Source organism: Streptomyces lincolnensis (genome assembly GCF_021173675.1).
GTDB classification, from domain to species: domain Bacteria; phylum Actinomycetota; class Actinomycetes; order Streptomycetales; family Streptomycetaceae; genus Streptomyces; species Streptomyces lincolnensis_B.
Genome location: NZ_JAIHON010000003.1, coordinates 1 through 19,611 on the forward strand (window position 1 = coordinate 1; position 19,611 = coordinate 19,611).

At 71.7% G+C, this 19,611-nt stretch carries 19 protein-coding genes and 1 pseudogene; 14 read left to right on the forward strand and 6 right to left on the reverse strand.

The annotated features are described in order from the left end of the window. Positions 1–173 (reverse strand): annotated as a pseudogene (locus tag K4B79_RS07155) (L-rhamnose isomerase); the annotation flags it as partial. 237 nt (positions 174–410) lie between these two features. Between K4B79_RS07155 and K4B79_RS07160 the strand changes: the two are divergent. The 11 genes from K4B79_RS07160 (at position 411) to K4B79_RS07210 (ending at position 11,633) form a co-directional block, all read left to right on the forward strand. Continuing rightward, positions 411–1,928 (forward strand): sugar ABC transporter ATP-binding protein, encoded by a 1,518-nt coding sequence (locus K4B79_RS07160; protein WP_232025447.1) that lies wholly within the window; start codon positions 411–413, stop codon positions 1,926–1,928. Continuing rightward, positions 1,925–2,965 carry an ABC transporter permease gene (locus K4B79_RS07165; protein ID WP_232025448.1) on the forward strand — a complete coding sequence of 347 codons (1,041 nt, stop codon included), beginning with the start codon at positions 1,925–1,927 and terminating at the stop codon, positions 2,963–2,965. The genes K4B79_RS07160 and K4B79_RS07165 overlap by 4 nt, the downstream gene beginning before the upstream one ends. After that, entirely contained in the window at positions 2,958–3,965 is a 1,008-nt protein-coding gene (locus K4B79_RS07170) for an ABC transporter permease (protein WP_232025449.1), read from the forward strand. Before K4B79_RS07165 ends, K4B79_RS07170 begins: the two co-directional genes overlap by 8 nt. Positions 3,966–3,978: 13 nt before the next feature. After that, the gene (gene rhaS, locus K4B79_RS07175) at positions 3,979–5,061 is read left to right on the forward strand and encodes a rhamnose ABC transporter substrate-binding protein (RefSeq protein ID WP_232025450.1); all 1,083 of its coding nucleotides are present in this window, start codon (positions 3,979–3,981) and stop codon (positions 5,059–5,061) included. A 37-nt stretch (positions 5,062–5,098) separates the two neighbouring features. Then, positions 5,099–5,419 (forward strand): L-rhamnose mutarotase, encoded by a 321-nt coding sequence (locus K4B79_RS07180; protein ID WP_232025451.1) that lies wholly within the window; start codon positions 5,099–5,101, stop codon positions 5,417–5,419. Between the two features lie 65 nt (positions 5,420–5,484). Next, on the forward strand, positions 5,485–6,909 hold the full coding sequence (locus tag K4B79_RS07185; protein ID WP_232025452.1) for a BNR repeat-containing protein: 1,425 nt from the start codon (positions 5,485–5,487) through the stop codon (positions 6,907–6,909). 79 nt (positions 6,910–6,988) lie between these two features. After that, positions 6,989–8,014: a LacI family DNA-binding transcriptional regulator gene (locus K4B79_RS07190; protein WP_232025453.1), complete on the forward strand. Its 1,026-nt coding sequence runs from the start codon at positions 6,989–6,991 to the stop codon at positions 8,012–8,014. Positions 8,015–8,115: 101 nt separating this feature from the next. Continuing rightward, positions 8,116–9,417 (forward strand): alpha/beta fold hydrolase, encoded by a 1,302-nt coding sequence (locus K4B79_RS07195; protein WP_232025454.1) that lies wholly within the window; start codon positions 8,116–8,118, stop codon positions 9,415–9,417. A 41-nt stretch (positions 9,418–9,458) separates the two neighbouring features. Next, positions 9,459–10,202, forward strand: a complete 744-nt coding sequence (locus tag K4B79_RS07200) for a PIG-L deacetylase family protein (protein WP_232025455.1) — start codon at positions 9,459–9,461, stop codon at positions 10,200–10,202. A 29-nt stretch (positions 10,203–10,231) separates the two neighbouring features. Beyond that, the gene (gene sigJ, locus K4B79_RS07205) at positions 10,232–11,122 is read left to right on the forward strand and encodes an RNA polymerase sigma factor SigJ (RefSeq protein WP_232025456.1); all 891 of its coding nucleotides are present in this window, start codon (positions 10,232–10,234) and stop codon (positions 11,120–11,122) included. A gap of 10 nt (positions 11,123–11,132) precedes the next feature. Then, positions 11,133–11,633, forward strand: a complete 501-nt coding sequence (locus K4B79_RS07210; protein WP_232025457.1) for a GNAT family N-acetyltransferase — start codon at positions 11,133–11,135, stop codon at positions 11,631–11,633. 13 nt (positions 11,634–11,646) lie between these two features. On the opposite strand, the gene K4B79_RS07215 is transcribed toward K4B79_RS07210, so the two are convergent. Continuing rightward, a complete protein-coding gene (locus K4B79_RS07215) occupies positions 11,647–11,847 on the reverse strand; it encodes a DUF5999 family protein (RefSeq protein WP_232025458.1) in 201 nt (66 codons plus the stop codon). Between the two features lie 179 nt (positions 11,848–12,026). Here K4B79_RS07215 and K4B79_RS07220 point away from each other — a divergent pair, with 179 nt between their 5' ends. Continuing rightward, the gene (locus K4B79_RS07220; RefSeq protein ID WP_232025459.1) at positions 12,027–12,857 is read left to right on the forward strand and encodes a pentapeptide repeat-containing protein; all 831 of its coding nucleotides are present in this window, start codon (positions 12,027–12,029) and stop codon (positions 12,855–12,857) included. On the opposite strand, the gene K4B79_RS07225 is transcribed toward K4B79_RS07220, so the two are convergent. Beyond that, positions 12,819–14,336: a cytochrome P450 gene (locus K4B79_RS07225; RefSeq protein ID WP_232025460.1), complete on the reverse strand. Its 1,518-nt coding sequence runs from the start codon at positions 14,334–14,336 to the stop codon at positions 12,819–12,821. The two genes, K4B79_RS07220 and K4B79_RS07225, sit on opposite strands and share 39 nt — an antisense overlap. A gap of 106 nt (positions 14,337–14,442) precedes the next feature. Between K4B79_RS07225 and K4B79_RS07230 the strand changes: the two genes are divergently transcribed. Then, the gene (locus tag K4B79_RS07230; RefSeq protein WP_232025461.1) at positions 14,443–15,051 is read left to right on the forward strand and encodes a TetR/AcrR family transcriptional regulator; all 609 of its coding nucleotides are present in this window, start codon (positions 14,443–14,445) and stop codon (positions 15,049–15,051) included. Between the two features lie 150 nt (positions 15,052–15,201). Then, on the forward strand, positions 15,202–15,930 hold the full coding sequence (locus K4B79_RS07235; RefSeq protein WP_232025462.1) for a DUF2470 domain-containing protein: 729 nt from the start codon (positions 15,202–15,204) through the stop codon (positions 15,928–15,930). Here K4B79_RS07235 and K4B79_RS07240 read toward each other — a convergent pair. The 3 genes from K4B79_RS07240 to K4B79_RS07250 form a co-directional block, all read right to left on the reverse strand. Then, the gene (locus tag K4B79_RS07240; RefSeq protein WP_232026212.1) at positions 15,898–17,124 is read right to left on the reverse strand and encodes a lactonase family protein; all 1,227 of its coding nucleotides are present in this window, start codon (positions 17,122–17,124) and stop codon (positions 15,898–15,900) included. The two genes, K4B79_RS07235 and K4B79_RS07240, sit on opposite strands and share 33 nt — an antisense overlap. A 110-nt stretch (positions 17,125–17,234) precedes the next feature. Beyond that, positions 17,235–18,266: a hypothetical protein gene (locus K4B79_RS07245; protein WP_232025463.1), complete on the reverse strand. Its 1,032-nt coding sequence runs from the start codon at positions 18,264–18,266 to the stop codon at positions 17,235–17,237. Positions 18,267–18,326: 60 nt separating this feature from the next. Next, positions 18,327–19,574 (reverse strand): aromatic acid exporter family protein, encoded by a 1,248-nt coding sequence (locus K4B79_RS07250; RefSeq protein ID WP_232025464.1) that lies wholly within the window; start codon positions 19,572–19,574, stop codon positions 18,327–18,329. Positions 19,575–19,611: the final 37 nt, after the last annotated feature.

Consider the following 19,611-nt stretch of genomic DNA (forward strand, 5'->3'; position numbering starts at 1 on the left):
ACGCCGGTGAACTCGTGCACTTTCGCCGCGTCGGCCAGTTTCTCCCAGGGATCGCGGGGGACACCCGCCTGGGCGAACACCTTGAACCGCGTGCCCGAGTTCCCGTACGCCCACGACGGCGTCTCGACTGCCTGGGTCCGGAGAGCGGCTTTCACCGCGATGAGCTCGGTCACGTGGGGCTCCTCTGTGTGAATCGATTCAGTGCGCGAAGGTATGGCTCCCCCGAAGGGGTGTCAAGGGGTACGGCAGGCCCCGCTTCCTGTGCTCTGACCGTGACCTTTGGCTATCGAAACTTTTTCGAGGAGACCCATTGACGTGACATGTCCGACGCGCCTAACGTCCCGGCAACCAAGTTGAAACCTTTCACGACGCCGTGACGGTCTCCCGCAGGCGTCGTCGAGGAGCCCCTCATGACCCACCCGTCCGACGCGGGTCCGGCCCCGGTGTTGTCGCTCAAGGACGTCTCGAAGTCCTTCGGAGCGGTGCGCGCCCTGCGGGACGTGTCCCTGGAGCTGTTCCCCGGCGAGGTCCACGCCCTCGCCGGTGAGAACGGCGCGGGCAAGTCCACGCTCATCAAGACCCTTGCAGGGGTGCACCGACCCGATGCCGGTCAGGTGCTGCTCGACGGCGCGCCGGTCCAGTTCCACGGCCCCGGCGACGCCCGCGACGCCGGCATCGCCGTGATCTACCAGGAGCCCACGCTCTTTCCCGACCTGTCGATCGCCGAGAACATCTTCATGGGCCGCCAGCCGCGCCGCGCCCTCGGCCGGATCGACCACAAGGCCACCCATGGCGCGACGCTGGCGCTGATGCAGCGGCTCGGTGTCGAACTCGACCCGGACCGTCCGGCCCGTGGTCTGTCCATCGCCGACCAGCAGATCGTGGAGATCGCCAAGGCGCTCTCCTTCGACGCCCGCGTCCTGATCATGGACGAGCCGACCGCCGCCCTCACGGGCAGTGAGGTCGCCCGGCTCTTCGGTGTCGTCCGCGCCCTGCGCGAGCAGGGCGCCGCCGTGCTGTTCATCTCGCACCGTCTGGAGGAGATCTTCCAGATCTGCCGGCGGGTCACCACCCTGCGCGACGGCGCCTGGATCGCCAGCGAGCTCCTGGACGGCATGACCGAGGACGACCTCGTCCGCCGCATGGTCGGCCGCGATCTGGAGGAGCTGTACCCGAAGCAGGACGTCAGGCCGGGGGAGGTCGCCCTCAGCGTGCGGCGGCTGACCCGGGAGGGTGTCTTCACCGACGTCTCCTTCGATGTGCGGCACGGCGAGATCGTGGGCCTCGCGGGGCTCGTCGGCGCCGGCCGCACCGAGGTCGCCCGGGCCGTCTTCGGCATCGACCGCTGGGACGCGGGTGAGGTCGAGGTGCAGGGCCGGAAGCTGACCAACGGCGCCCCGTCCACCGCGATGGCCGCCGGACTCGCCCTCGTACCGGAGGACCGGCGCGCACAGGGCCTGGTGATGGACATGTCCATCGAGCGCAACATCGGCCTCACCGGTCTGCGTACGACCGTGAAGGCGGGCCTGATGGACCGCGGCGCCGAGCGCAGCCGCTCCCTCGACTGGGCGGTCAGGCTCCAGGTGAAGTACGCCCGGATCGCCGACACCGTCAACACGCTCTCCGGCGGCAACCAGCAGAAGGTCGTCCTGGCCAAGTGGCTCGCCACCGGCCCCAAGGTGCTGATCGTCGACGAGCCGACCCGGGGCATCGACGTCGGCACGAAGGCCGAAGTGCACCGGCTGCTCAGCCAGTTGGCCGCCGACGGGGTGGCCGTCCTGATGATCTCCTCCGACCTGCCCGAGATCCTCGGCATGGCCGACCGCGTGCTGGTGATGCACGAGGGCCGCCTGACCGCCGAGATCCCGCGCTCCGACGCCACCGAGGAATCCGTGATGGCCGCAGCCACCGGGAGGGCCGCCGCATGACGGTCCTCACCCCGAACGAGACCCCCGTCGCCGAGGTGCCCAAGTCCAGCGGCACCCGGCTGGTCGACCGCGTCTTCAAGATGCGCGAACTGGCCATCCTGCTGGTCTTCCTGGTGATGATCGGCATCACCCAGGCGGGCAACAGCGAGTTCCTGTCCGAACAGGGCATCAAGGACCTGCTGCTGAACGCGACCATCCTGGTCCTGGTGGCCACCGGCCAGTCGCTGGTGGTGATCACGAGGAACGTCGACCTGTCGGTCGGCTCCACCCTCGGCATCAGCGCCTTCGCCGCCGGCGTCTACCTCCAGGGCGGCGGCAACCCAGTCGTGGCCGTGATCCTCGCGGTCCTGCTCGGCATCGGCTTCGGCCTGCTCAACGGACTCCTCGTCAGCCTCGGCCAGGTGCCGGCCCTGGTGGTCACGCTCGGCACGCTCTACATCATCCGCGGCATCGACTCCATCTGGGTCGGCTCCCGGCAGATCACCGCGGCCGATCTCCCCGGCGGATTCGTGGACTTCGGCTCCGGCGGCATCTCGGCCGTGCCGTACCTGGCGCTGATCGCCCTCGTCGTCCTGGTGGCGACCGCCTATTACCTCAAGCACTTCGGCAGCGGCCGCGAACTGTACGCCCTGGGCTCCAACCCCGAGGCCGCCCGGCTCGCCGGCATCCCGGTCCGCAAGCGGATCCTCGCCGCGTACACCTTCTGCGGAGCCCTCGCCGGCCTCGCGGGCGCCATGTACCTGGCCCGCTTCGGCAACGTCGACTCCAGCACCGGCAACGGCTACGAACTCACCGTCGTCAGCGCGGTCGTGGTCGGCGGCGTGGTCTTCACCGGCGGCTCCGGCAGCGTCTACGGCGCCGCCCTCGGCGCGCTGCTGCTGACCTCCATCAACAGCGTGCTGCCCGCCCTCGGCGTCAGCTCCGTGTGGGTGCTCGCCATCAACGGCATCCTGCTCATCCTCGCCATCGCCGTGGACCGTGTGGTCGCGCTGCGGGTGGCGTCGGCCCTGAAGAAGAGGAACGCTCGCCATGCCTGAGTCCCTCAGTCGCGCGATCCGCTGGGACACGGTCGTCGGCGCCCTCCTGATCGTCCTGCTGCTGTTCTCCTTCACCTTCGTGGACGGCTTCAGCAACTCCCTGAACCTGTCGTTCCTGATCGGCAGCACCCTGCCCATCGCGCTGATCGCGCTGCCGATGACCCTCCTGGTCGTCTCCGGCGAGATCGACCTGTCGGTGGCCTCCACGGCCGGACTGTCCGGCTCGGTGATGGGCTACCTGTGGAACCAGGGCATGTCGATCGAGACGATCATCCCGATCTGCCTGCTGCTCGGTGTGGTCTGCGGCCTGATCAACGGTCTGCTCGTCACCCGGCTCGGCCTGCCCTCCCTCGCCGTCACCATCGGCACCCTCGCCGCCTACCGGGGCATCGCGCAGATCGTGCTCGGCTCCGACGCGGTGACCGACTTCCCCACCCAGTACCTGGACTTCGCCTCCGGCCGCATCGGGGACACCTTCATCCCGCAGGCGTTCCTGCCCTTCCTGGTGCTGCTCGCGATCGCCGTGGTCGCCCTGCACGCCACGCCGTTCGGGCGGTCGCTGTTCGCGATAGGCGCCAGCGAGGAGGCCGCGCGCTTCGCCGGCATCCGCGTCAAGCGGCAGAAGCTCATCCTGTTCACGGTGACCGGCCTGATGGCCTCCCTCACCGGCATCTTCTGGGCACTGCACTTCGCCAGCGCCCGCTACGACAACGCCACCGGCCTCGAACTGTCCGTCGTGGCGGCGGTGTTGCTCGGCGGTATCGACTTCGACGGCGGCAAGGGCACGCTCGGCGGCGCGATCGCGGGAGTCTTCCTGCTCGGCGCGCTGCAGAACGTGATGAGCCTCCTGAACGTCTCCGCCCAGTCCCAGATCGTCGTCACCGGCGTTCTGCTCGTCGTCTCCGTGCTCGGCCCCCGGGTCGCACGGCAGATCTCCGTCGCGAGGGCGGGCCGCAGAGCCGCCTCGACTCCGACCTCGTCCCTCAGCTCACCCTCGTAAAGGAATCACCGTCATGCGCAAGTCGACCCTCCGCCGTACCTGTGTGGCGCTCGCCGCCGTCACCTCCCTCTCCCTGGCCGCCACCGCCTGCGGCGGCACCACCAAGAAGGACGTCGAGAACGAGAGCACCGGCTCCGCGGCCTCGGCCGGCAAGGCCGACCCGAACGCGGCCACCAAGAAGGGCCTGACCGTCGGCTTCCTGCCCAAGCAGGTCAACAACCCCTACTTCACCTCCGCCGACAAGGGCGGCGAGGCGGCCCTGAAGGAGCTGGGCTCGAAGTACAAGGAGGTCGGCCCCTCCAGCGCCACCGACACCTCCGGCCAGGTCTCCTACGTCAACACGCTCACCCAGCAGCAGGTCGACGCCATGGCCGTCTCCGCGCAGGACCCGGGCGCCCTGTGCACCGCGCTCAAGCAGGCCATGAAGAACGACATCAAGGTCGTCACCTACGACTCCGACACCAAGCCCGACTGCCGCAACGCCTTCGTCTCGCAGGCCTCCGCCGAGGACCTGGGCCGCACCGAGGTGCAGTTGCTCGCCGAGCAGATCGGCTACAAGGGCGAGATCGCGATCCTGTCCGCCGCGCAGACCGCGACGAACCAGAACGTCTGGATCGACTTCATGAAGGACGAGCTGAAGGACCCCAAGTACAAGGACATCAAGCTCGTCAAGGTCGCCTACGGCAACGACGACGCCCAGCAGTCCTTCCAGCAGACCCAGGGCCTGCTCCAGGAGTACCCGAACCTGAAGGGGATCATCTCCCCGACCACCGTCGGCATCAAGGCGGCCGCCCAGTACCTGTCGGGCTCCAAGTACAAGGGCAAGGTCAAGCTGACCGGCCTCGGCACCCCGAACGACATGCGCAAGTACGTCAAGAACGGCACGGTCGAGGCGTTCGAGCTGTGGGACCCGGCGAAGCTCGGCGCGCTGGCCGCGCAGGCCGCCGTGGCGCTGGTCTCGGGCCAGATCACCGGCAAGGAGGGCGAGACCTTCAAGGCCGGCGGCACCACGTACACCATCGGCAAGGACGGCGTGATCAGCCTCGGCAAGCCGACCGTGTTCGACGCGAAGAACATCGACCAGTTCAACTTCTGATCCCCCTTCTGATCCCCCAGTGAAGGAGCGGTACTTCATGCAGCGCGTCTGCTTCCTGCTCAAGGTCCGTCAGGACAAGCTCGCCGAGTACCGCGAACGCCACGCGGCCGTGTGGCCGGAGATGCTCGAAGCACTCTCGGCCACCGGCTGGCACAACTACTCGCTCTTCCTGCGCGACGACGGCCTGCTCGTCGGCTACCTGGAGACCGAGGACTTCGAGGCCGCCAAGGCCGGCATGGAAGCCACCGAGGTCAACGCCCGCTGGCAGAAGGAGATGGGCCCGTTCTTCGAGGCGCTGGACGGCGCCCGCCCCGACGAGGCCATGAAACCGCTCACCGAAGTGTTCCACCTCGCCTGACCGCCTCCCAGACCGCCTGACCGCCCCCGTCATCTCGCCTGACATCCCCATCAGGAGCCGCATCCATGAAAAGACGTACGCTGCTGGGCGCCGCCCTCGCCGGTGCCGTGGTGACCCCCGCCCTCGCCGCCGGGACCGCGCGGGCCGCCGATCCCGGACCCTCGGTCACCCGTACCGGCACCACCACGCTCGACAGCCAGGCGATCTTCTTCGTGTCCTACGACGGTCTGGTCAACAACAACTCGTTCCAGAAGAACGGCCTGCTGACCTACAAGGGCTATCAGTACGCCGCCTGGTACACCGCCGACCGCAACGCCGTCGTCGGCCGCCGCGTCCTCGGTGCGAGCACCTGGTCGACGGTCAAGGTCGGCCACACGCTGCGCTACAACGACTCCCACAACGTCATATCGATGGGCGTCTCCAAGGTGGACGGCCGCCTCCACCTCAACATGGACTCCCACAGCGACGGCTTCACCTACGTCAAGTCCGTCGCCGGGCTCATGGACAACCCCGCAGGCCTGAGCTGGACCACCAGCCGCTTCGGCGCACCCCAGTCCACCCTGGACGGACTCGCGCTCACCTCGCAGTTCACCTACCCGCAGTTCGTCTCCACCCCCGACGGCAGGCTCCAGCTCAGCTACCGCGTCGCCGTCTCCGGCAACGGCCGCAACGCGCTCGCCGAGTACGACGGCACGAAGTGGACCAACCTCGGCGAGTGGTCCAGCTCCACCGGCACCTACACCAGCGAGCACGGCTCCTCCACGGCCCGCAACATGTACCTGCACGGCATCGACTACGACGTCAACGGCCGCCTGCACTCCCTGTTCACCTGGCGCGAGCAGAACGGCGCCGTGATGTGCAACGGCGGCGGCATCTCCAACCACGACACCGGCTACGTCTACTCCGACGACCGCGGCCGCACCTGGCGCAACAACGTCGGCACCGTCGTCGGCACCACCGGCGCCTCCGACAAGGTGGCCGTCACCGACGGCGGCCTGGTCGTCGACCCGCTCAACGCCGACCACTCCCTGATGAACCAGGAGAGCCAGGCCACCGACTCCGCGGGGCGCCCGCACGCGATCATCAGCTATGTGCCCGGCCGCTTCGGTCAGTGCACCACCAACTACGTCGCCGACCGCACCGCCAACGGCCGCGCCTTCCACGTCCGCAAGAACGCCGCGGGCACCTGGCAGAAGACCGAGATCCCGGTCCCGCTCAACTCCAGCCAACGCACCAAGCTGGTCCTGGACAAGTACAACAACGCCTACGCGATCTTCCCCTTCGGCCGGATCGCCGGCGCCTCCGCGGCCTCCGGGTACACCGACTGGAAGATCCTCTTCGACGGCAGCGGCCTCAACGCCTTCGGCGAGGTCGTCATCGACGAGATGCGGGTCAGGGACGGCAACGTCCTGTCGTTCATGTACCAGGAGAAGTCCAGCGGTACGACCCCCTCAGCCCTCCATGTCGTCGACTTCGCCCTGCCCGCCTGACCGGTGCGGATACGCGACGGCATGACGGTAATGTGAAGGCCTTCCGGCTGCTTTCCGCCCTCCTGGAGGTCCCTGTCTGATGGCCCAGTCCGTGGGTATCAAGGACGTCGCCCGTGCCGCCGGGGTCTCCGTCGGCACGGTGTCGAACGTCATCAACCGCCCGGACACGGTCGCCACCGAGACCCGGGCGCGGGTGCTGTCCGCGATAGACCGGCTCGGCTACGTCCGCAGCGAGTCCGCGCGTCAGCTGCGCGCGGGCCGCAGCCGGATCATGGGGCTGCTCGTCCTCGACATGGGCAACCCCTTCTTCGTCGACGTCGCGCGCGGTGCCGAGCGGGCCGCGCGCGAGGCCGGACTCGGCGTGATGGTCTGCAACAGCGCCCAGAACCCGGGCGAGGAGGCCGACTACCTCTCGCTCTTCGCCGAGCAGCGGGTGCGCGGTGTGCTGCTGACCCCGGCCGACGCCACCGGACGCAACATCGACACGTTCCGGCGCCACGGCATCCCCTTCGTCCTCGTCGACCGGGTCGCCGAGGGCACCACCGAGTGCTCCGTCTCCGTCGACGACGTGGCCGGCGGCGCGCTCGCCGTGCGCCATCTCGTCGACGCCGGGCACCGCTCCATCGCCTACGTCAGCGGCCCGCCCGGACTCAACCAGGTCCGCGACCGCCGTACCGGCGCCCTGAACGCGCTCGCCGAGGCCGGGCTCGGCCCGGAGCACCTGCGCGAACTGCCCACCGAGCGGCTGGACGTGGCCGCGGGACGGGACGCCGGCGCCCGGCTGCTCGGCCTCGCCGACCGCCCGACCGCCGTGTTCTGCGCCAACGACCTGCTCGCCCTCGGTGTCCTCCAGGCCATGTACGCGGCCGGCGTCACGGTCCCCGACGACCTGGCGATCGTCGGCTACGACGACATCGAGTTCGCCGCCGCCGCGGCCGTCCCGCTCACCTCGGTCCGCCAGCCCGCCGTCACCATGGGCGCCCTGGCCGCGGAACTGCTCCTGGAGGAGACCGAGGCCGAGACGACCGGGCTCCGCCACGAGCACCGGCGGGTCGTGCTCCAGCCCGAACTGGTGGTGCGCCGCTCCAGCCTGTCGGCGCGCTGAGCGCCGGTTCAGCAGCGGCGCGTGATCCCCGGGCTCGGCCGGTGGCCGGGCATGTGGTCCACTGGGACGCGGCCAGCCGTCCGTCCGCACCGGGAGCCCCGTTGACCGTCAGCTACCGCCAGCCCGGCGTCGTCCTCACCGACCGCCGCTTCACCGTGCCGCTCGACCACGACGACCCGGCGGGGGAGTCGATCGAGCTCTACGCCCGCGAGGTCGTCGCGAGCGACACGGCGCACCAGGACCTGCCGTGGCTGCTGTACCTCCAGGGTGGGCCGGGCTTCGGGGCGAATCGTTTCGTCGGCCGGCAGGCCTGGCTCGACCGGGCCCTGAAGGAGTTCCGCGTCCTGCTCCTGGACCAGCGCGGCACCGGCCACTCCACGCCCGCCAACCGCCAGACGCTCCCGCTGCGCGGCGGCCCCGCCGCCCAGGCCGACTACCTCACCCGCTTCCGCGCCGACTCGATCGTCCGCGACTGCGAGGCGATCCGCCCGCAGGTCACCGGCGGCGCCCCCTGGACGGTCCTGGGCCAGAGCTTCGGCGGCTTCTGCGCGGTGCACTACCTGTCCACCGCCCCCGAAGGCCTGCGCGCCGCCCTGATCACCGGCGGTCTGCCCGCCCTCGACGCCCACGCCGACGACGTCTACCGGGCCGCCTTCCCCCGCATCGAGCGCAAGGTCGCCGCGCACTACGCCCGCTACCCGCAGGACGTCGAGCGTGCCCGGCGGATCGCCGAGCACCTGCTGCGGCACGAGCCCCTGCTGCCCAACGGCTACCGGCTCACCGCCGAGGCCTTCCAGTCCCTCGGCATCCTCCTCGGCGGCAGCGAGGGCAGCCACCGCCTGCACTTCCTCCTCGAACACGCCTTCGTCCGCACCCCGCAGGGCCCGGCCCTCGCCGACGCCTTCCAGGAAGAGGTGCAAGGCCTCCTGTCGTACGCGGGCCACCCGCTGTACGCCCTCGTCCACGAGGCGATCTACGGCCAGGACGCCCGCCCCACCGCCTGGTCGGCCGAACGCGTCCGCGCCGAGTTCCCGCGCTTCGACGCCGCCAAGGCCCTCGCGGGCGACGAACCGCTGCTGTTCACCGGCGAGTCGATCCACCCCTGGATGTTCGACTGCGACCCGGCACTGCGCCCGCTGCGCGAGACCGCCGACCTGCTCGCCGCCCGCACCGACTGGCGACCCCTGTACGACCGCGCCCGCCTCGCCGCCAACGAGGTCCCGGTGGCGGCGGCCGTCTACCACGACGACATGTACGTCGACGCGGGTCACTCCCTGGAGACCGCCCGCGCCATCCGCGGCCTGCGCACCTGGGTCACCGACGAGTTCGAGCACGACGGGGTCCGCGCGAGCGGCCCCCGGGTACTGGACCGGCTGCTGGCACTGACCCGCGACGAGGCATGAACCCACGGCGGACCGTCGAGGGGCCGGGCTAGTCTGCGGCCATGACCGAGCCGCGGACCACTTCCCTCGCACCCATGCCCGACGACTGGCGGCGCGCCCTGGCCGTCGTGGCCCACCCCGACGACCTCGAGTACGGCTGCTCGGCGGCGATCGCGGCCTGGACCGACGCCGGGCGCGAGGTCGCCTATGTGCTCGCCACCCGCGGCGAGGCCGGCATCGACACGCTGGCGCCGGACAAGTGCGGCCCGTTGCGCGAACGCGAGCAGCGGGCCAGTGCGGCGGTGGTCGGCGTGTCGGCCGTGGAGTTCCTCGACCACGGCGACGGCGTGATCGAGTACGGCACCGCGCTGCGCCGGGACATCGCCGCCGCGATCCGCCGCCACCGCCCCGAGCTGGTGATCACCCTCAACCACCGGGACACCTGGGGCGGCGTCGCCTGGAACACCCCCGACCACGTGGCGGTGGGGCGCGCCACCCTGGACGCCGCCGGGGACGCGGGCAACCGCTGGATCTTCCCCGACCTGGCCGAGCGGGGCCTGGAGCCCTGGGACGGTGTGCGCTGGGTCGCCGTCGCCGGCTCCAGCACACCCACCCATGCCGTGGACGCCCGCCCGGGCCTGGAGCGTGCGGTGCGGTCCCTGCTCGAACACCGCACGTACATCGAGGCGTTGACCGACGAGGACCCCGAGGCCTACGCACGGGGATTCCTGACGAGCACCGCGACCGCGACCGGGGAGCGGTTCGGCGGTACGCCGGCGGTCGCGTTCGAGGTCTTCGCCCGCTAGCATCCACACCTTTTCCGCAGGGGGACGGCATGAACGAGACAGACCTGCTCGCGCACCGCTTCGAGGAGCACCGCGGCCATCTGCGGGCGGTGGCGTACCGCATGCTCGGCTCGACCGCCGAGGCGGAGGACGCCGTCCAGGAAGCCTGGCTGAAGCTGAGCCGCACCGACGTGGCGGAGATCAGGAACCTGGGCGCCTGGCTGACCACCGTGACGGGCCGGCTCTGCCTGGACATGCTGCGCTCGCGCACCACCCGCCGTGAGGACCCCCTGGACGACACCTTCGTCCCGGACCCGGTGATCCGGCCCCTGACGTCGATCGACACGGAGGAGGAGGTCCTCCACGCCGACTCGGTGGGCCTCGCCCTGCTGGTGGTCCTGGAGACGCTGGAGCCCGCCGAGCGGCTCGCGTTCGTGCTGCACGACATGTTCGCGGTGCCGTTCGACGACCTCGCGCCGATCGTGGACCGCAGTGCGGCCGCGACCCGCCAACTGGCCAGCCGCGCCCGGCGCCGCGTCCAGGGAGCCACCCCGTCCTGCGAGCCCGACCCCGGCAGGCGGCGGGAGGTCCTCGACGCCTTCCTCGCCGCCAGCCGGGCGGGGGACTTCGAGGCGCTGGTCTCCGTGCTCCACCCGGACGTCGTGCTGCGCGCCGACTCCGGGAAGCTGGTGGGCGCCGCCGCGTCGAAGGGGCTGCGCGGCGCTCAGGCGGTCGCCGAACAGGCCATGCTGTTCCGGGAGTTCGCGCCGTACGCGCGGATGGTGCTCGTCAACGGCGAGCCCGGCTTCGTCAACGTCGTCGACGGGCGGATCCAGTCCGTCATGGGCGTCACCGTCGCCGACGGCAGGATCGCCGAGATGTACATCCTGGCCGACCCCGAGCGGCTCGCCGCCCTGGACCTGCCGGAGGGTGTCGGGTGATGCTGACCCCGTGACCGATCACCGCGTGTGCACCGTCGTCCGCCGCCCGGGCCGGGCCGCTGCCGCCCAGGCCGGAACGGCCGGGTTGCTGGCGGCCTACCATCTGCGGACCCAGGCGGAGAAGGGCGAGGCCGTCGCCGGTGTGGACGAGCTGCCCGACCGCTACCGGGCGGAGATCCTGGACCCGGGGACGGCGTTCGCCGACGACGTGCTGCTGCTGGCGTTGAGCGGGGACACCGCGGTGGGCTGCCTGGTCGTGACCGCCCCCGACGAGGGAGGCTGCGAGGTCAAGCGGCTCTGGGTGGACCCGGCGTTCCGGGGGAGGGGCCTGGCGGCCGGCCTGGTGCGGGAGGCGCTCGCGCAGGCTGCCGAACTCGGCGTCGGCGTGGTGCGGTTGTCGGTGTGGAAGTGGCGGACGGACGCGATCGCCCTGTACGAGCGGCTCGGATTCACCGTCACCGAGTCGTGGGACGAGCGGGACCGGCTGCTCTGCATGGAACGCGTGCCGTGAGGGGCAGGGCCGCTCAGGCGGCCACCACCAGTGCGGCCGGGCTGCGGTGCGGGCTCACGACCCGGCCGTCGGGGAGGAGTTCGCCGGTGTCGTCGAAGACGATGGTGCCGTTGCACAGCCGGCTCCAGCCCTGTTCGGGATGGGCCGACACGATCACGGCACTGCGGTGCTGAGGGCTGTCGGCGGTGGGGCACGGCGGCTGATGGCTGCACATGGTCTGGCTCCTCGGTCCGGTCGGGACTCCTGCCTCGTTCGGCTCCATGTCTCTGTGGTAGCCGAGCTTGTTTTCCGTTGTGTGTGGAGACCCCCACACGGACGGAAACTCATCGGTGAGTTTCCCGCTCCGGAGCCGGCGATCCGTGGCCATGACCTGTCGGTCAGTAGGCTGGTGGGATGCGAGACCACACGATCGACCGCTCCGACCTGCGCGGCGACTGCGGGCAGTGCTTCGGCCTGTGCTGCGTCGCGCTGCCCTTCGCCGCCTCCACGGACTTCGCGATCGACAAGGAGGCCGGACGGCCCTGCCCCAACCTCCGGGGCGACCACCGCTGCGGCATCCACGCCGAACTCCGGGACAAGGGCTTCAGCGGCTGCACGGTCTACGACTGCTTCGGCGCCGGGCAGAAGGTCTCGCAGATCACCTTCGGCGGCCGGGACTGGCGCACCGGCGGGCGCGAGCACGCCCGGCGGATGATGGAGGTCTTCCCGGTCGTCCGCCAACTCCACGAACTGCTCCGGTACCTCACCGAGGCCCTGGCCCTCCCGGCGGCCCGCCCGGTCCACCCCGAGCTGCGCCGGGCCCTGGACGAGACCGAGGCGCTGACCCGGCGGAGCCCGGAGGAGATCGGCGCCTTGGACGTCGGGGCGCACCGGCAGCGGATCAACGCACTGCTGCTGAGGACCAGCGAGCTGGCCCGGGCGCGGATACCCGGCAAGAAGAAGAACCGGCGCGGCGCCGACCTGATGGGCGCCCGGCTGAAGGGGGCCGACCTCAGGGGCGCCAGTCTGCGGGGCGCCCTTCTCGTCGCCGCCGACCTCACCGGCGCCGATCTGCGCGGCGCGGACCTCATCGGCGCCGATCTGCGGGACGCGGACCTGACGGACGCGGACCTGACCGACGCCCTCTTCCTCACCCAGCCCCAGCTGAACGCGGCCAGGGGCGGCCCGGGCACCCGGCTGCCCGGGTCAGTCGGCCACCCGGCGCACTGGACAGCGCGGCTGTGACCCGGGCGCCTCGGCGGCGGCCGGGGACGGGACCGTCACGGGCACCGGCCGCCGCTCCAGCCCCAGCCGCAGCCCCGCCGGCATCAGCGTGAGCCGCTCGGTCACCCGCAGCCGGTAGGCCGGGTCGGGCCGCAGCTCGTAGCGGCGCAGCAGCAGACCGAGGACCAAGGTGGCCTCGTGCAGCGCGAACTGCCGCCCGATGCAGGCCCGCGCCCCGGTCCCGAACGGCTTGTAGGTGTGCGCGGGGCGGGACCGTACGGCCTTCGCCTCGAAGCGGTCCGGGTCGAACCGCTCGGCATCGGCGCCCCACACAGCCGGATCGCGGTGCAGCATCGGCAGCAGGATCAGCGTCCAGGCTCCCCGGCGCATCGGATGGACCCCGGCCAGCACGGTGTCCTCGATGGCCTCCCGGGCGTAGGCCGGCGCGGTCGGCCACAGCCGCAGCGACTCGTCGAGCACCCGGCGCACGTACCGCAGCTTGGCCACCTGGTCGTAGCCGGGCTCGGCCGTGTCCGCCCAGACCTGGTCCACCTCGGCGCGGGCACGGGCGGCGACGTCCGGGTGGCGGGCGAGGTAGTGCAGGGCGAAGGAGAGCGCGCCCGAGGTGGTCTCGTGGCCCGCGACCAGGAAGGTGATCACCTGGCGCCGGACGTTCTCCGCGGACAGCCGCTCGCCGGTCCGCGGGTGGGAGGTCTCCAGCATCCGGTCCAGCAGGTCACCGCCCCCGTCGGCGCCGGACTCCCGCCGGGTGCGGACCAGGTCGTCGACCGTGCGGTTGAGGTGGGCGATGTCGGCCTCGTTGCGGCGGGCGGCCTCGCGCAGCAGCCGCGGGAAGGGCACGCTGTTGAGCCGCTGCGCGTAGGTGAGCGTGCCCACCATCGCGGTGACGAAGGGGTGCGGCCGGGTGCGTTCGAAGGAGCCGAAGTCGTGCCCGAAGCCGGTGCGCGCGATCGTCTCCAGGGTCAGCTTGGTCATGTCGCCGGGCACGTCCACCGTCCGGCCCGCCGCCTGCTCCCGGTCCCAGTGGTCGGTGAGCCGACCGGCCACCGCCAGCATCATCGCGTGGTAGCCCTGCATGGCCTCCCGGTTGAAGCCGGGGGCCAGGACGTCGTGCGCCAGCTGCCAGTTGGGCTCGTGGTTGTACGCCGTGAACAGGCCGTCCCCGGCGACCGGCCGCAGATTGGCCACCCCGAGCCCGACGTGTTTGGCGAACCGTGTCTCGTCCGCCAGGTCGGCCACCAGATCGGCGCCCCAGGTGAAGACGAACTCCCGGCCGAAGGCCTTGCGCCGGAAGATCGGGCCCAGTCGCCGGGCGTGCCGGACGGTGTCCTGGAGCGGCGAGTGCCGGTCGACACCGAGCACGTCACCGAGCAGGGGGACGCGGCGAGGCGGATGCGGAATGCGCCGCAGCTCCGGCCAGCCCAGTTCGGCTCCGCGGAATCCCCTCGGCAGCCCGGTCCCCGGGGTCGTCTCCGCCATCACGTCAACTCCCTTGGTGCTGTGGCAGATCGAGCTCGTTGTACGTGGGTTCAACAGTGCTCCAGTCTCGTCCCGCTGTTGAACCGACGTCAAGTAAAGTGCGCGTATGGCTGCCAACCGGGGCGGGCGCACGCGCCGTCGGCTCAGTACCGAGGAGCGCAGGGAGCAACTGCTGTCGGTGGGCGCGCGACTGTTCTCGGAGAGCCCCTACGACGAGGTGTGGATCGAGCGGGTCGCCGAGATCGCCGGTGTCTCGCGCGGGCTGCTCTACCACTACTTCCCGACCAAGCGGGACTTCTTCGCGGCGGTGGTCGAGCGCGAGAGCGCACGGATGCTCCGGATGACGGCGGCCGTTCCCGGCATCCCGGTGCGCGAACAACTCGGTGCCGGTCTCGACACGTTCCTGGAGTACGTCCAGGCGCACGCGCACGGCTATCGCGCCTTCCACCGGGCCGACGCGGCGGGCGACCAGGTGGTACGCAGGGTCTACCAGCGGGCGCTGGCCGCCCAGGAGCGGCAGATCCTCGCCGCGGTGGCCGCCGATCCCGAGTGGGGTCCGTCGGTGGAGACCCGTCCCGACCTGCGGCTCGCCGTGCGCGGCTGGCTCGCCTTCGTCACCGCCGTCTGCCTGGAATGGCTGCGGGGCTCGCCCCTCTCGCGCGAGCAGGTGCGTGACCTGTGCGCCCGGGCGCTGCTGGGGGTCATCGCTCCCTGAGAAGGGCGCGGACAGGTGGGGGAGGCGCCCGCGAGGGGAGCGCGCCCCGGCGGCCGATGTTCCGTTCCCGCCGTTCCATGGTCACGGCATGGTTGGCTTCGCACCGGATCTTCGATAAGTTAGGCAAGGCTTACCTTAGGAGGTTCTGGGATGGGTGACAGCCAAAGCTGGGCAGCCGCGCCTTCCGCGGCGGAACGGGCCCGATCGGTGCTCGCCGCCGCGTGGTCCTGCGCGGTGACCGCGGAGGGCGGCCGCGAGGAGTTCGTCGGTGCGCACTCCGTGACCGACGACGGCCGGGTGCTCCTGCACGTACCCGAGGAGAGCACCCTGCTCGCCGCCGCCGTCTGCGCTCCCCGCGGCGAGCCGTCCGCCGTCGTGGAGTTCGCCGACGTCGCGCCCGTCCCCGTACGCAGCCGCATCCGGGCCCGGCTGTGGATGGCCGGCTGGTTCACCCCGGACGAGGAGGGACACCTGGTGTTCCGGCCCACCCGGGTGGTGCTGCGCGAGCCGTCCGGCGCGGTCGTCGTCGGCCTCGACGACTTCGCCGCCGCCACGCCCGACCCGCTGGCCACGGCCGAGGCCGGCCTGCTCACGCACCTGGCCGACTGCCACGCCGACGCGGTCGAGCGGCTCACCCGCCTCGTCGACTCCGACAGCCTGCACGGCGCGGTCCGCGTCCAGCCGCTCTGCGTCGACCGGCACGGGCTCACACTGCGCATCGAGCGCGCCCGGGCCCACGGCGACGTACGTCTGGCCTTCCACCGCCCCGCCGACGACGTCGGTCAGCTCACCGAGCGCATGCACGTCCTGCTCACCCAGGCCAGTGCCGCGTCCTGCCCGCGGGCACTACAGCGGCAGCGCACAGACGGCGACCGGTGACGCGAACGGCTCGCCCGCCGGCCGCAGTTCGCCGCCGGCCCGGTCGACGTGGAAGACGGTGACCGAGCTCGAGTTCTGGTTCGACACGAACAGCAGTCTTCCGTCGGGGGAGAACGCGGTGTGCCGCGGCCAGTCGCCCTCCACCGGCACGGTGTCCAGGAGCCGGACCCGGGCGCCCTTCGCCTCGACGGCGTACCGCGTCAGGCTGTTGTGCCCGCGGTTGGCGAAGTAGACGTACGCGCCGTCGGCGGTCACCAGGATCTCCGACGGATAGCTGGTGACGTCACCCGTGCCGGTCGGCTGCGGGTCGCCGATCGTGAGACGGCCGGTGGCCGGATCGTAGGCACACACCGTGATCGTGTTGTCGAGCTCGTTGGCCAGGTAGGCGTACCGGCCGCCCGGGTGGAAGGCCAGATGGCGCGGTCCCGCGCCCGGCTTCGCCGACGCCCGGGAGACCTCGGTGAGCGTGCCCTTCGCCTGGTCGAGACGGTAGGTGTAGACGGTGTCCGTGCCCAGGTCGACGGCGAGCACATGGGCGCCGTCGGGGCTGGTGACGATCTGGTGCGCGTGCGGACCGTCCTGGCGCTGGGAGTCCGGGCCGGGCGGCGGGCTGGAGTGCGTGACCACGTCGGTGTGCTCCCCGAGCGCGCCCGAGGCGGCGATGGGGTGCACGGCCACACTGCCGGAGGTGTAGTTGGCGCTCAGCAGCCACCGCCCGCCCGGGTGCACGGAGAGGTGACAGGGCCCGGCGCCTCCTGAACCGCGGGTACCGAGCACGCGCCGGTCGGCGAGCCGTACCGCGGTCACGCCGCCGTCCTCCTGCTCGTTGACGGCGTACAGCGTCCGGCCGTCCGGGTGCAGGGCGAGGAACGAGGGGTTGTCGGTCTCCGCCAGCAGTCCGCGGTCGGTGACACGGCCGGTGGCGGCGTCGTAGGCGGCGAGGCCGATGCCCTCGCCGCCGCCCTCGGCGGAGGTGTAGGTGCCGAGGTAGAGAGGGTGCGCCCCGGAGGGCTCCCGGCTCTCGGTCTGCGGGTGCTCGTTCGGCGCGGGGGCCGTCGCCGACGCCGAGCCCGCCGACGGTGTCGACGCCCCGGTCGGTGTCGACGCGTCGTCGCATGCCGGGAGCGCGGCCGCGGCGGCCGTCCCGGTGAGCGCGCCGACGAACCGGCGCCTGCTCCAGCCACCTGTGCCCATGTCGCCCCTCAAGTCGTCACTCGTCGCGTTCGCGAAGGCCACCTTGGCGTGGATCACCCGGGGCGTGCAAGGGCGGCACCGCGCGTTGCGTGACGTGCAACGCTCCGGGGTTACCAGTCGCCGTCCTCCACCGGCTTGCCCGGTGCGTCCTTGAGCGGCTTCACCTGCTGCGGCGCGGGCTCCTGCCAGGGCTCGTGGTCGTCGCCGATCCAGTCGCCGACCGGCTTGACGCCCTCGAGGGTGTCCGTGGGCGCCAGATCCTCCGCGTCCTGGTCGTAGTAGTCGAACCAGGGGAGTCCCGCCCGGGTGTAGGCCGCGCGGTCCACCGGCGAGGGCGGGGGAGCCTCGCCGGTGATGCGGCGCCACTCCGGAGGCGTCACCAGGTGGACGAAGACCCGGCCGGCGGGCTCGTCCGACCAGTCCTTCAGGGGACGGTCGTCCTGGTAGACCTCCTGGCGCATCGAGCCGCCGACACCGAGCCCCATAGCGGCGGCCTTCCGGGGTGCGGCCGCCCGGGCCGCGGGCGCCGACGCCGCCATCGGCATCGCGGCCCCGTAACCGGCGGCCTGCGGGAAGGCCCTGGTGCGCTCCGCCCGGCGCCGCTCCTCCTCCTGCCACCGGGCCAGCTCCCGCGCGTTCAGCGGGAACGTCTGCAACTGGACGCCGCCCCAGGTCTCCTCACCCGTGACCTGGCCCTCCACCGTCGCGCCGAGGCCCAGGGGCACGGCCACGAACTGGCGGACCGTGCCCTTCCCGGAGTTGATGCCGTCCAGCCACGGCTGACGCGGCAGCACCAGGTAGTTCTGCGGATCGCGGGAGAGCCGGTCGCTCCACGGCCGGCCCGAGACCGCGCACACCTTGCCCACCCCGACCTGGAGCGCGGCCGGCTCGGTCGTCCCGGCGAAGCTCAGCCACATCGCCTCGCGCAGATACACCGGCAGCATCACCCCGCCGCGCGCCCGCCACGCCTCGGGGACCCGGTCGCCGTAGTCGGAGACCCTGCGCACCGGGAACTCGCCGAGCCCCGGCGGCAGCGGATGCGTGCCCGTCTCGGGCAGGCGCAGGGTGCGGACGAACCGGACGGCCACCCCGCCCGGCAACCGCAGTGTGTTCCCGTCGATCCGCACACCGGCGTCGGTCATCGGTACGCCCCCTTCATCCCGGTCCCGGAGGCGGGCTGCCCTCAGGTGCCTTCGTCACCTTCAACGTCGGCCGGCGTCCGCACGGTTCCGCCGCAGCGGCTCGGGAACCCTCAGGCTCTCCCGCAACCGGGTCAGGCGAGGCATCCGCTCACGCTGCTCGCGCGCGGTACGGTCCAGTTCCTCCAGCAGCCGCTGCGAGCGGTGCTCGGTGTCGAGCTCGTCCAGGATGCGGTTGACCTCCGTCAGCACGGCACCCTGCAACTGCCACTGGCGCGCGTCGCGCTGGACCTCCTCCAGAAGCAACTGGGCCAGCTTGTCGCGGGTCGCCGCGGCCTGCCGCAGCTCCGCGGTCAGCCGGGCCTCGGCCGCGTCGGCGTTCTCGCTCACATGCGTGGTGACCAGCACCGCGAAACTGACGATCGCGTCGGCGATCTCCGACAGCAGCCGCTCCACGACGGCCCCGGTCCCCGCGGCGAACAACGGCTCCGCGTCGCGCTGCTTGGCCAGGTCGGTGAAGGTCCGCGCCAGCACCCGCAGCACCACCGTGCAGATCTCCAGCGTGTCCAGTCCGGTCCGCAGCACCACCCGGTGCAGCAGGCCCTCGCGGACCCGGGGATTGAGCCGCAGACTGTCCTCGGCCTGCCGCAGGGCCGCGTCCACCTCGACGATGTCGTGGTCGAGCCGGCGCGCCTCGTGCAGACGCTCGGTCGCGTGCTCGACGGGCGTGCGCCCCGCCGCCTCCTCGCCCATGTTCAGCATCAGCTGCCGGACCCGGCGGGCCAGCCCCTCGATGGACTCCCCGGCCTCGCCCACCCACACCGGAGGGGCGAGCAGCAGATTGCAGCCCAGGCCGACCACCGCGCCGATCAGCGTCTCCAGGATCCGCGCCCACGCCGTGTCCCCGACCGTGGTGACGCCGAGCACGAGCATCGCGCTGATCGCCACCTCGGGCACGAACTCGTCGACCCGCACCAGATGCCCCACGGCCAGCGACGCCACGATCAGCAGCGCCAGGCTCCACCAGGTCAGCCCCACCAGCAGACTGAACGCGATGGCGACGAGGACACCCGCGACCACCGAGTTCACCCGGCGGATCCCGGTGGTGAGCGTGGAGTAGAGGGTGACCTGCACGACCAGCAGCGCGGTCAGCGGGGCCGTGAGCGGTGCCGCCTCGGGGCTGAGCCGCAGCGCGATGACATACGCCACCGTCGCCGCGGCGGTGGACCGCAGCGCCTGCACGACCACCGGGTCCCGGTGCCGCTTCACCAATCCCAGGAGGGACGCCGTCCCCTCACGTACCTGTCGCATCGTCGGGCTGTCCCCTTCCACGGTTGGGCCGACGGTA